This is a genomic window from Microbacterium phycohabitans (assembly GCF_032464935.1).
Taxonomy (GTDB): domain Bacteria; phylum Actinomycetota; class Actinomycetes; order Actinomycetales; family Microbacteriaceae; genus Microbacterium; species Microbacterium phycohabitans.
Genome location: NZ_JAWDIT010000003.1, coordinates 323,682 through 336,050, shown reverse-complemented (window position 1 = coordinate 336,050; position 12,369 = coordinate 323,682). Strand labels below are relative to the sequence as shown.

The window sequence follows — 12,369 nt, the reverse complement described above, 5'->3', positions numbered from 1 at the left end:
TCAGCCTAGAGCCGCTCGTCGCGCCTAGCCTGGGAGCGTGCCCGACTCCGCCTCTCCATTCACCCGACACGGCTGGGTCGACCCCGAAGCGGCCTTCGTCGATCTCTTCGCCGCGTCCGCCCACGCGTTCTGGCTCGACGCCGGAGCCGACGCCCGGACGGGGTGGAGCTGGATGGGGACGGGGCGCCCGGCAGACGAGTCCGTGAGCACCGGCGTCGACGCGACGGGGCCGTGCGCCGGCGACGACCGGACCGGGGCGTTCCGGGGCGGCTGGGTGGGCTGGCGCGCGTACGAGAGTGATTCCGCGTGGATGCGCGTCGATTCGTTCCTCGCCTTCGACCACGCCGCGCGACGCGTGCTCGTGTACGGCGACGCGGTGTCGCCGGAGCGTCTCGCGGCCGTGACCCCCGCGGCGCCGGTGCCCGACGCGCCCGCCCGGGGCACGGCATCCGCCCGCGTCTCACCCGATCGGTACGCCGAACTCATCGAGGCGTGTCGCGAGCGCATTCGCGAGGGCGACGCTTACCAGCTGTGCCTCACCACCCGATTCACCGTGCCGGGGGCGATCGACGCGCTCGACGTGTTCCGGCGCCTACGCCGCGCGTCGGGGTCGCACCACGCCGGGTTCCTGCGCCAGGGCGGCACGGCCCTCGCGAGCGTGTCGCCCGAGCGCTTCCTGACCGTCCGCGACGGCCACGTGCACACGCACCCGATCAAGGGGACGCGTCGACGCGCCGCCGACGCCGAGGCCGACCGCGCATTGGCCGAAGAGCTGCGGACGGATGCCAAGGAACGCGCCGAGAACGTCATGATCGTCGACCTCATGCGCAACGACCTGTCGCGGGTGTGCGAACCATCGACGGTCGGGGTCGATCGCCTCCTCGAGGTGGAGACGTATCCGAGCGTGCACCAGCTCGTGAGCGAGGTGTCGGGGAGGCTGCTGCCCGGCACGACGATCGGCGAGCTGCTCTCGGCGGCGTTCCCCGCGGGCAGCATGACCGGAGCGCCGAAGGCGTCGGCGATGGAGATCCTCGCCGGCCTCGAGGCGGCGCCCCGCGGCGTCTATTCCGGAACGTTCGGCTGGATCGGCGACGACGGCTCCGCCGACCTCGCCATGGTCATCCGCAGCGTCATCGTCGAGCCGGATGCCGCCTGGGTCGGCGCCGGAGGGGGGATCACGTGGCGGTCGGTCGCGGCCTCCGAGGTCGCGGAGGTGGGGCTGAAGGCGCGCGCACCGCTCGCGGCTCTGGGCGCCGACGTCCCGCCCGGGTGGTGACGCGCGGTCCGATAGCCTGGGAGCAGGCCCTCGCGGCCTCCCCGACCTTCACGATTGGCTTCACCCGTGTCTCAGAACTCCGCACCAGACCCCCGCGAGGGGGGCTTCGACACCCACGCCATCCAGGCGAAGTGGCAGCAGGCGTGGGCCGAGAAAGACCCGTTCCGCGCCGGGGGCGACGACGACACGCGTCCCCGCAAGTACGTGCTCGCGATGTTCCCGTACCCCTCGGGCGACCTGCACATGGGGCACGCCGAGAACTACCTCTACTCCGACATCGTGGCCCGTTTCTGGCGTCACCGCGGATACAACGTGCTCAACCCCATCGGCTGGGATTCGTTCGGCCTGCCCGCCGAGAACGCCGCCATCAAGCGCGGCGCCGATCCGGTCGAGTGGACGTACGCCAACATCGCCCAGCAGAAGGAGAGCCTGAAGGACTACGGCGTCTCGTTCGACTGGAGCCGCGTGCTGCACACGAGCGACCCCGAGTACTACCGCTGGAACCAGTGGCTGTTCCAGAAGCTCTACGACAAGGGCCTGGCATACCGCAAGGACGCCCTGGTCAACTGGGATCCGGTGGATCAGACCGTGCTCGCGAACGAGCAGGTGCTGCCCGACGGCACGAGCGAGCGCAGCGGCGCCGTGGTGGTCAAGAAGAAGCTGACGCAGTGGTTCCTGCGCATCACCGACTACGCCGACCGTCTGCTCGACGACCTCAACCAGCTCGAGGGCTTCTGGCCGAGCAAGGTCATCCAGATGCAGCGCAACTGGATCGGCCGCTCCGTGGGTGCCGACATCACCTTCGAGATCGAGGGCCGCGAAGAGAAGATCACCGTCTTCTCCACGCGCCCCGACACCCTGCACGGCGCGACGTTCTTCGTCGTGGCGCCCGAGTCGGAGCTCGCGGCCGAGCTCGCGGCATCCGCCGATCAGGGCGTGCAGGAGACGTTCCGTGCGTACCTCGAGCAGGTGCAGCGCGCGACCGACATCGAGCGGCAGGCGACCGACCGTCCCAAGACGGGCGTGTTCCTCGGGCACTACGCGATCAACCCGATCAACGGCGAGAAGCTGCCGATCTGGGCCGCCGACTACGTGCTCGCCGACTACGGCCACGGCGCGGTCATGGCCGTGCCCGCGCACGACCAGCGCGACCTCGATTTCGCCCGCGCGTTCGACCTGCCCGTGAAGGTGGTCGTCGACACGAACGCTCCCGTCACCGGGGCGATCCCGGTGATCGAGCTGGATGCCGACGGCGTGCCGATCGATCCCCTCGGCGACCTCGACGAGACCGACCCCGTCAAGACCGGCGTCGCGCTCACGGGCGACGGGCGCATGATCAACTCCGGGTCGCTGAACGGGCTGAGCAAGCGCAACGCGATCGCGCGGATGATCGAGGAGCTCGAAGCGAAGGGCGTCGGCCGCGCCGCCAAGACGTACCGCCTGCGCGACTGGCTCATCTCGCGTCAGCGCTACTGGGGAACCCCGATCCCGATGCTGCACGGGGAGGACGGGTCGATCACGCCCGTGCCCGCCGACCAGCTCCCGGTCGTGCTGCCCTCCGTCGAGGGTCTCGACCTCAAGCCCAAGGGCACCTCCCCGCTGGGAGCCGCCACGGAGTGGGTGCAGGTCACCGATCCCGAGACGGGGCAGACGCTGCTGCGCGACCCCGACACGATGGACACCTTCGTCGACAGCTCCTGGTACTACCTGCGCTTCCTGTCGCCGAACAGCGAGACGGAGGCGTTCTCGGGCCGCGAGGCATCGAAGTGGGGCCCGGTCGACTTCTACATCGGCGGCGTGGAGCACGCGATCCTGCACCTGCTGTACGCGCGCTTCATCACCAAGGCGCTGTTCGACATGGGCCTGGTGGAGTTCACCGAGCCGTTCTCGAGCCTCATCAACCAGGGCATGGTCATCCTCGACGGCGCGAAGATGTCGAAGAGCAAGGGCAACCTGGTGCTCTTCCAGGAGGAGCTCGACGCCCACGGCGCCGACGCGCTGCGCGTAGCTCTCGCCTTCGCCGGTCCCGTGGAGGACGACAAGGACTGGAACGACGTGTCGACGACGGGCGCGGCGAAGTTCCTCGCCCGCGCCCTGCGCATCGCGCACGACGTCGACAGCGAGACCGACGTCGTCTGGGCCGAGGGCGACGCGTCGCTGCGCCGCGTGACCCACCGCCTGCTGGCCGAGGCTCCGAACCTCATCGAGCAGACGAAGTTCAACGTCGTCGTCGCCCGCCTGATGGAGCTGGTGAACGCCACCCGCAAGGCGATCGACGGCTCGGCCGGCGCGAGCGACCCCGCCGTGCGTGAGGCGGCGGAGGTCATCGCGATGACTCTCGACCTGTTCGCCCCGCACACCGCGGAGGAGATGTGGCAGACGCTCGGCTACGAGGGCTTCGTCGGCCTCGTCACCTGGCGCCAGGCCGACCCGACGCTGCTCGTGGAAGACACCGTCACCGCCGTCGTGCAGATCGACGGCAAGGTGCGCGGCACGCTGCAGGTCTCGGCCAAGATCGGCGCCGACGAGCTGGAGAAGCTCGCGCGCGCCGACGAGAAGGTCGTGCGCGCGCTCGGCGAGCGCGAGATCGTGCGCGCGGTCGTGCGTCCGCCGAAGGTGGTCAGCTTCTCGACGAAGTGATCGTCGACTCCGGATGCCACGTCCTCGAGCTCTGCGGAGCGGTGAGGGCGTGGCATTCGGCGTTCACGGGCGCGCGCGGGTGTCGCATCGGGCGGTCATGTCGTCGCCCGGAGAGGGCCGGTCCTTGTGCATGAGCGTCGTTGCCCGGGTGGACGCCGACCCGGTGCGGGGCGCATGGGCCATTGGAGCCCGACCGGGTGAGCAGCCCGGTGTCGACGGGGCATCGGCGCATTCGACGTCGTCGGTGACCGTCGTCCGGCGCGGCTCCTCCCCAGCGGGGGAGCTGGCACAATCGTCCACCGATCGGTCCGCCCCGCCCACGGGACGTGGAGGCTCATCCTTACCGTGAGTGCATGACCGCTCGTCCCGCCGAAGCCCCGGATGCCGAGGGGACCGGCGCGCGGCGCAAGCTGGGCGTCGGCGCGGTGGTCGTGCTGATCCTCGCGGCCTTCGCCGTCACGATCGGCATCGGGATGTTCCGCGGCACGACCGGGGCCGAGACCGTCACCCCCGGTCCGTCGCCTTCGCGGAGCGCGGTGGTCCCCGCCCAGACCGGCGTCTACGTCCACGTCGCCGGTGCGGTGCACCGAGCGGGGCTGTACCGGCTCGATGTGGGCGGCCGCGTCGCCGACGCCGTGGCTCTGGCCGGCGGGTTCGCCGACGACGCGGATCGCGACGGCGTCAATCTCGCCCGTACCGTGACCGACGGGGAGCAGATCGTCGTCCCCGTGGTGGGTGCTGCCCCCGAAGGGGATGGGCCCGACGCTTCGGGGACCGCGAGCGCGCTCCTCGACCTCAACACGGCGACCGCGGAGCAGCTCGACACCCTGCCCCGGGTAGGGCCCGCGATGGCCGACCGCATCCTCGCGTGGCGCAAAGCGAACGGACGCTTCACCAGTGTCGACGACCTGCTGTCGGTGCCCGGGATCGGCGACAAGATGCTCGCCGCGATCCGCGACCTGGTGCGCGTGTGAACACGAGCCGGGCGCTGCGGCGGCGGTCTCTGCGGCCGGTCGTGGTGGCGGGGGCGACATGGACGGCGGCTGCGGCGGCGACCGCCCTGACCGATCCGGGACTCCTCGCCGTGTGCCTCTCGGCAGCGGCGGCCATCGTGGTCGCGCTCCTCGTCCGGGTGCGGCATCCGATGCTGGTCGTCGTCGCGGTCGGGCTCGCCTGCGCGGGTGCCTCCGCCGCAACGGTGTCGTCTCTCGTCCCGACGCGCGAGGCGGTCGCCCACCTCCATGTGGAGGGCGGGCGGCACCTGCGGGTCACGGCGACGGTGACGGGACATCTGGCCAGGAGTTCCGGCGGCGGGGCGTGGATGGACGCGTCGGTCTCGTTCCTGACCGCGGGCGCCACCGCGGTGAGCGGTCTGATTCCCGCTCGGATCGGCTTCGATCCCGAGGTGCTGAGTGACGTCGCCTCGGTCGGTCCCGGCAGTGAGATCGTCGTCGCAGGGACCGGCATCCCCACCGACCCCGCCGATCGCGCGATCCTGGCGCTGCGCGCGAACGAGGTCGAGCGCGCATCCGCGCCCGAGGGCGTCTGGGCGGTGTTCGAACAGCTTCGCGACGGGCTCGTGGCCTCGACGCACGGCCTGCCGCAACCCGGGGCGGGCCTCATCCCGGGTCTGGCCGTCGGCGACACCTCCAGCCTCGACAGCGACACCGAGACCGCCATGAACGCCGCCTCCCTCTCCCACCTCACCGCGGTCTCGGGCGCCAACTGCGCCTTGGTCGTGGGGTCAGCCTTCGGTGTGCTCGGGCTGTGCGGGGTCCGTCGTGGCGTCCGGGTGGTGGGCGCACTCATCGTGCTGGCAGCGTTCGTCATCCTGGTCACGCCCGAGCCCAGCGTCGTCCGCGCCGCCGCGATGAGCGCGATCGCGCTGCTGGCGGTCGCCCTGGGGAGACCGACCATCGGAATCGCCGTTCTGGCGGGGGCGGTGACCGTGCTGTTGATCGCCGACCCCTGGTTGTGCCGATCACTCGGCTTCGCCCTGTCCGCCGCGGCGACCGCCGCCCTCCTCGTCCTCGCCCGACCGCTGGCCACCGGGTTCGGGCGATGGATGCCGCAACCCCTCGCACTGGCGCTGGCAGTGCCCACGTCGGCTCAGATCGTGTGCGGTCCGCTCATCGTGCTGATCGACCCGCACGTTCCCCTGCTCGGGGTGGTGGCCAACATGCTCGCCGATCCGGCCGCGGCGCCGGCCACGATCGCGGGTGCGCTCGCCTGCATCGCTCCCGTCCCGTGGCTTCGCGACGGGCTGACCGCCCTCGCCTGGATCCCCGCCGCCTGGATCGCCGCCGTCGCGCGGACCGCGGCGGCAGTTCCGGCTCAGAACCTGCCCTGGCCGGAGGGCGCCCTCGGTGCGGCCTTGCTGGCCGTCGTGGGGGCGGCGATCGCGGTGGCCGTGGCGCGTCCGCGCAGGGTGCCGCGGCTGACAGCGACCGCGACGGCGATGGTCGCGGTGCTCGTGGGGGTGACCGGGGCGACGGGTGCCGTTCGATCCGTGGCCGGGCCGCTCACCGTTCCCGCGCTGTGGCAGGTGGCCATGTGCGACGTCGGACAAGGGGATGCCACCCTGTGGCGTTCCGGATCGGCGGTCGCCCTCGTCGACACCGGCCCCGACCCTCAGCCCCTCGCCGAGTGCCTGCAGACCCTGGGCATCGCCCGTCTCGACCTCGTCGTCCTCACACACTTCGATGAAGACCATGTCGGGGGATCGGCGGCCGTCGTGGGTCGGACCGACCTCGTCATCCATGGTCCTCTCGGCGAAGCGGGTGATCGGCGATTGCTCGATCGCTTCGCCGCCGGTGGCGCGCGACTGGTCCCGGCGACGATGGGCATGACGGGAACGGTGGGCGGCACGCGGTGGCAGGCGCTCGGGCCCCTGCCCGGTATGGAGTCCGGAAACGCCGCGAGCGTCGCGATCGACGTCGCGGGGGAGGGCTTCCCGCGCACCGTCCTGCTCGGAGACCTCGGCGCCGACCCGCAAGCGGCGCTGCTGCGACGGGTCGACGTACCGCGCGTGGAGGTGGTGAAGGTCTCGCACCACGGCAGCGCCGACCAGGATCCCGAGCTGTACCACCGCCTGCACGCCTCGATCGGGTTGATCGGCGTCGGTGCGCACAACACCTACGGTCATCCGACGGCACGCTTGCTCGGCATCCTTAAGGAGGAGGCGACCGTCGCGGCGCGCACGGACACCGGGGGATTGCTCGCCGTCTGGCACGACGAGGAGGGGCGGCTCAGCCTGTGGCGCCAGCGTGGAGGGTGACGAAGGTGGGCGCGAGCGGACGAGCGGCTCGCGGCGGGCCAGTGCGCGGTAGCGCCCGCCCCGCACGCGCTCGTCTGCGGCTGCCACCGAGCGCCGGGCGACGGCGGCCATGTCGCGCGGCCGACGTCGCCGCGGCGCCGGCCCCGTTCCCGGCCCCGTTCCCTCTTCGGCCCGGTACGCGTGTCCGACCCTGTCGGTAGGCTGTGAGGGTGACCCCGGCCCCTCGACGCGCAGCCCCTGCCAAGGCCAAATCGGCCATCCCGCAGGTGTCATGGCGCGCCCCGCAGCCGGCTCCCATCGTGCTGGTCTCGGGCCCCGAAGAGGTCTGCGCCGAACGCGCGATCGCCGGTATCCGCTCCCTGCTGAAGAGCGAAGACCCGAGCCTCGAGGTCACCGACATCCGTGCCGACGACTACGCCGCGGGCACCCTGTTGTCCGTCACCTCGCCATCGTTGTTCGGCGAGCCGCGGCTCGTGCGCGTCAGCGGGGTCGAGAAGTGCAGCGACACGTTCCTCAGCGAGGCCGTCTCGTACCTCTCGCAGACGCAGGAGGGCGCCACGGTCGTCTTGCGCCACACCGGCGCGAGCGTCCGCGGCAAGAAGCTCCTCGACGGCATCCGCGCGGGCCAGGGGAGCGGCATCGAGATCGCGTGTCCCGCCGTCAAGCGCGACTCCGACCGGTTCGACTTCGCCGTCGGAGAATTCAAAGCCGCCCAGAAGCGCATCGCCCCGGTCGCCCTGCGCTCCCTCGTGTCCGCGTTCGCCGATGACCTCACCGAGCTCGCCGCCGCCTGCCAGCAGCTCATCGCCGACGTCCCCGGCGACATCGACGAGCGCATCGTCGAGAGGTACTACGGCGGGCGCGTCGAGACCTCGGCGTTCACCGTCGCCGACACCGCCATCGCCGGTCAGTACGGGCCGGCGCTTCTCGCGCTGCGCCACGCCCTGGCATCCGGAGCCGACCCCGTGCCGCTGGTCGCCGCGGTCGCGATGAAGCTGCGCACGATGGCGCAGGTCGCGGGCACCCGCGAGTCGTCGTCGGCCACCGCTCAGCGTCTCGGCATGAAGGACTGGCAGGTCGACCGCGCCCGCCGCGACCTCGTCGGTTGGACCGGCAACACCCTCGGCATGGCGATCCACGCCACCGCCCGCGCCGACGCCGAGGTCAAGGGCGCCTCGCGCGACCCGGTCTTCGCGCTCGAGCGCATGATCACGATCATCGCCACGCGCGCGCCGTACGGTGACTGACGCGGCGCGCGGCTGCGCCGGGCGCGAGTTCGAGCGCTACCCGCGGTGTGCGGTGACGTCACTCGCCCCAGAAGGGACATCGAGCCGCAGCCGGGACGTTGCACCTCAGGCGGTGCGCGCACCCCAGACGCGACATCGCGCCGCGGAGCGCGGTCTCGGACTCGTGCGGGGCGCCGCTGTTTCACGCCAAGCGGCCTCGCGGCTGCGGTAGCTCCGCCGGGTATGCTCCGCCCGTCGGGTTTGGGGCGCGTTGCGTGCATCGGGGCGTGAATTGCGCGCCCCAACGCACTGAATGCGCCCCAAACCGCCGCACCCGGCCGCAAACCGGGACCTCCGAACCCGCCTACGGGGTTTGGGGCGCGTTGCGTACATCGGGGCGTGAATTGCGCGCCCCAATGCACCGAACGCGCCCCAAACCGCCGCACCCGGCCGCAAACCGCGACCTCTCAACCCGCCATCGGGTTTGGAGCGCGTTGCGTGCATCGGGGCGTGAATTGCGCGCCCCAATGCACTGAACGCGCCCCAACCCGCCGCGCCCGGCCGCAAACAGCGACCTCTCAACCCGCCATCGGGTCTGGGGCGCGTTGCGTGCTGTGGAGCGCGAATAGTCCGCCCCAATGCACAGAACGCGCCCCAAACCGCTCGGCCCGACCCCCGGCCGAACGCCCCGAAACCACCGCCCCGTCCCGCCGTGCCTCCCAAACCGCCCCCGGAAACGACGAAGCCCGCCCCGCCGAGGCGGGACGGGCTGTCGAAAGGGCTGCGGCTCAGAGAGCGTTGACCTGCTTCGCGATGGCCGACTTGCGGTTCGCGGCCTGGTTCTGGTGGATGACACCCTTGCTCACGGCCTTGTCGAGCTTCTTGCCGGCGAGGACGAGCGCCTTCTGGGCGGCTTCCTTGTCACCGGCCAGGACGGCCTCGCGGGTGCGACGCACGTGCGTCTTCAGCTCGCTCTTGACGGCCTTGTTGCGCTCGTGCGCCTTCTCGTTGGTCTTGTTGCGCTTGATCTGCGACTTGATGTTCGCCACGTCGACGGTCTTTCGTTTGAGTGAGTGTTGGAAGTGCCGGTCAAGCGGTAGAGGGGCGCTGCACCGGCGGTCGTGGAGGTCGGGAAAAACCCCACACGCAAGCCAAGGACCGAGTCTATCAGGTGGAGGCCTCGATCGTGGTGAGCGCCACTTCCAGCAGCGCGTTCAACACGCGCGGCCGCATCGCCGTCACGAGGTGCGTCGTGCGCGGAACCACGATGAGCTCGGCGTGCTTCGCGATCGACGTGAACAGCTTCTCGTTCACGCGCAGCTGATCCCACTGTCCGTTCACGAACCAGAGCGGCACGTCGATGCGCCGCAACGCCGCGAGCAGATCGAGCACCGACAGCGACGCGAGAGCGATGTCCTGCGCGTCGAACGCGTAGCCGCCGGCGCCGAAGTCGGGCCGGGTCTCGGGCGGCAGAGTGCGATCCAGCACGCGGTTGGTCAGCCCCAGGCCGCGATCGGGGAGGCTGTCGAACCGCCGTGCGAGGAAGCGATACGCCGCAAGCCCCACGCCGCGGGGGATCGAGGTGCACGATGCCGCGACGAACGCGGCGACCGGCGGCGGCTCCTCCCGACCCACGTACTCGATCGAGAGCAGTCCGCCCATCGAATGGCCCACCAGCAGCACGGGTCCCCGGGTCGCGGCTTCGCGCACGGCTGCGTCGATCGTGGCGAAGGCGCCGTCGAGCGTGAACTCCTCGCCCCGGCGCGTGCCGTGCCCGGGCAGGTCGACCGCGATCGCGGGCGTGCCCCGCTGCTCGAGGTACGCGACCTGCGCGCGCCACATGGTCGCCGACGTGCGGATGCCGTGCACGAACACGACCTGGACCGCCATGGCATCCATGCTACGAGCGAGGCGCACCGTGAGGTCCGGGCCGCGACGCCGACACCATCCGACCCCGCCGACAACGTGCGCCCTCGTCCGGATCGCGTGATCTCGCGCGTCCCGCGACGCGATCGGGGTGCCGGATGCCGGCATCCTGGACATCCGCGGACGGGGATGTCGGCGCGCCACCGTAGAATCGACGGAACATGTCACCGCGCGCCCTGAAGCCCCTCGAGCCGTCCGCCACCCCGCCGGCGCAGATCCGCAACTTCTGCATCATCGCCCACATCGACCACGGCAAGTCGACGTTGGCCGACCGCATGCTGCAGATCACCGGCGTCGTCGCCGACCGCGACATGCGCGCGCAGTACCTCGACCGCATGGACATCGAGCGCGAGCGCGGCATCACGATCAAGTCGCAGGCCGTGCGGATGCCGTGGTCCACCGCCGACGGCACGTTCGCCCTCAACATGATCGACACGCCCGGTCACGTCGACTTCACGTACGAGGTCAGCCGTTCGCTCGCCGCGTGCGAGGGCGCGATCCTCCTCGTCGATGCTGCGCAGGGCATCGAGGCCCAGACCCTGGCGAACCTCTACCTCGCACTCGAGAACGATCTGACGATCATCCCCGTGCTGAACAAGATCGACCTGCCCGCCGCCGACCCCGACAAGTACGCCGCCGAGCTCGCCGGCCTGATCGGCGGCGACCCCGCCGACGTGCTGCGCGTCAGCGGCAAGACCGGCATGGGCGTCGAAGACCTGCTCGACCTCATCGTCAAGAAGATCCCCGCCCCGGTCGGCAAGGCCGACGCCCCGGCCCGCGCGATGATCTTCGACTCCGTCTACGACGCCTACCGCGGCGTCGTCACCTACGTCCGCATGATCGACGGGTCCCTCCAGCCGCGCGAGCGGCTGCAGATGATGTCGACCGGCGCGACCCACGAGGCTCTCGAGATCGGCGTCTCGAGCCCTGAGCCGGTGCCCACCCAGGGCCTCGGCGTGGGCGAGGTCGGCTACCTCATCACCGGGGTGAAGGACGTGCGCCAGTCGAAGGTCGGCGACACGATCACCACCCACCGCAAGCCCGCCACCGAGGCGCTGCCCGGCTACACCGACCCGAAGCCGATGGTCTTCTCGGGCATCTACCCGATCGACGGCAGCGACTACGCCGAGCTGCGCGAAGCGCTCGACAAGTTGAAGCTCTCCGACGCCTCGCTGCAGTACGAGCCCGAGACCTCGGTCGCGCTGGGGTTCGGCTTCCGCTGCGGCTTCCTCGGGCTGCTGCACCTCGAGATCATCACCGAGCGCCTCTCGCGCGAGTTCGGCCTCGACCTCATCACCACGGCTCCGTCGGTGACCTACGAGGTCACGACCGACACCGGTGAGACGGTCTCGGTCACCAACCCCAGCGAGTACCCCGACGGTCGCGTCGCCTCCGTGTCGGAGCCGATCGTCAAGGTCGGCATCCTGCTGCCGAAGGACTACGTCGGCACCGTCATGGAGCTCTGCCAGACGCGCCGCGGCACGCTCCTCGGCATGGAGTACCTCAGCGAAGACCGCGTCGAGCTGCGCTACCACATGCCCCTCGGCGAGATCGTGTTCGACTTCTTCGATCACCTCAAGTCGCGCACGCAGGGGTACGCGAGCCTCGATTACGAGCCCGCCGGCCAGCAGACGGCCGACCTCGTCAAGGTCGACATCCTGCTGCAGGGCGACAAGGTCGACGCGTTCAGCTCGATCGTGCACCGCGAGAAGGCCTACGCCTACGGCACGCTCATGGCCGAGCGCCTGCGCAAGCTCATCCCTCGTCAGCAGTTCGAGGTGCCCATCCAGGCCGCCATCGGCGCCCGCATCATCGCCCGCGAGACGATCCGCGCGATCCGCAAGGACGTTCTGGCCAAGTGCTACGGCGGTGACATCACCCGCAAGCGCAAGCTCCTCGAGAAGCAGAAAGAGGGCAAGAAGCGCATGAAGATGGTGGGCCGCGTCGAGGTTCCCCAGGAGGCGTTCATCGCCGCCCTGTCGGGAGACGTCGAGGCGAAGAAGTAACGACCGAATCGAGAGGGA

8 protein-coding genes are annotated in these 12,369 nt (G+C 70.8%); 6 read left to right on the top strand and 2 right to left on the bottom strand.

From position 1 onward, the window contains the following. The first annotated feature begins 37 nt into the window (after window positions 1-37). From RWH44_RS10160 to holA, 5 genes are all read left to right on the top strand, one after another. On the top strand, window positions 38-1,276 hold the full coding sequence (locus RWH44_RS10160) for an anthranilate synthase component I family protein (RefSeq protein WP_316004484.1): 1,239 nt from the start codon (window positions 38-40) through the stop codon (window positions 1,274-1,276). Window positions 1,277-1,342: 66 nt separating this feature from the next. Next, window positions 1,343-3,916, top strand: a complete 2,574-nt coding sequence (gene leuS / locus RWH44_RS10155; RefSeq protein WP_316004483.1) for a leucine--tRNA ligase — start codon at window positions 1,343-1,345, stop codon at window positions 3,914-3,916. 353 nt (window positions 3,917-4,269) lie between these two features. Further along, entirely contained in the window at window positions 4,270-4,890 is a 621-nt protein-coding gene (locus RWH44_RS10150; protein ID WP_316004482.1) for a ComEA family DNA-binding protein, read from the top strand. Continuing rightward, on the top strand, window positions 4,887-7,193 hold the full coding sequence (locus RWH44_RS10145; RefSeq protein ID WP_316004481.1) for a ComEC/Rec2 family competence protein: 2,307 nt from the start codon (window positions 4,887-4,889) through the stop codon (window positions 7,191-7,193). Before RWH44_RS10150 ends, RWH44_RS10145 begins: the two co-directional genes overlap by 4 nt. A 209-nt stretch (window positions 7,194-7,402) precedes the next feature. Further along, on the top strand, window positions 7,403-8,440 hold the full coding sequence (holA, locus tag RWH44_RS10140; protein WP_316004480.1) for a DNA polymerase III subunit delta: 1,038 nt from the start codon (window positions 7,403-7,405) through the stop codon (window positions 8,438-8,440). Between the two features lie 767 nt (window positions 8,441-9,207). Here the strand turns inward: holA and rpsT are convergent. Both rpsT and RWH44_RS10130 read right to left on the bottom strand, forming a co-directional pair. Beyond that, window positions 9,208-9,468 (bottom strand): 30S ribosomal protein S20, encoded by a 261-nt coding sequence (rpsT, locus tag RWH44_RS10135; protein WP_316004479.1) that lies wholly within the window; start codon window positions 9,466-9,468, stop codon window positions 9,208-9,210. 118 nt (window positions 9,469-9,586) lie between these two features. After that, window positions 9,587-10,309, bottom strand: a complete 723-nt coding sequence (locus RWH44_RS10130) for an alpha/beta fold hydrolase (RefSeq protein WP_316004478.1) — start codon at window positions 10,307-10,309, stop codon at window positions 9,587-9,589. Window positions 10,310-10,506: 197 nt separating this feature from the next. Between RWH44_RS10130 and lepA the strand changes: the two genes are divergently transcribed. Then, window positions 10,507-12,351: a translation elongation factor 4 gene (lepA, locus tag RWH44_RS10125; protein WP_316004477.1), complete on the top strand. Its 1,845-nt coding sequence runs from the start codon at window positions 10,507-10,509 to the stop codon at window positions 12,349-12,351. The last annotated feature ends 18 nt before the right edge of the window (window positions 12,352-12,369 follow it).

What these genes read in the sequence shown, in the direction of transcription:
- RWH44_RS10150 (WP_316004482.1), top strand. Translation starts at nt 4,270, where the DNA reads ATGACCGCTCGTCCCGCCGAAGCCCCGGATGCCGAGGGGACCGGCGCG.
- RWH44_RS10130 (WP_316004478.1), bottom strand. Translation starts at nt 10,309, where the DNA reads ATGGCGGTCCAGGTCGTGTTCGTGCACGGCATCCGCACGTCGGCGACC.
- lepA (WP_316004477.1), top strand. Translation starts at nt 10,507, where the DNA reads ATGTCACCGCGCGCCCTGAAGCCCCTCGAGCCGTCCGCCACCCCGCCG.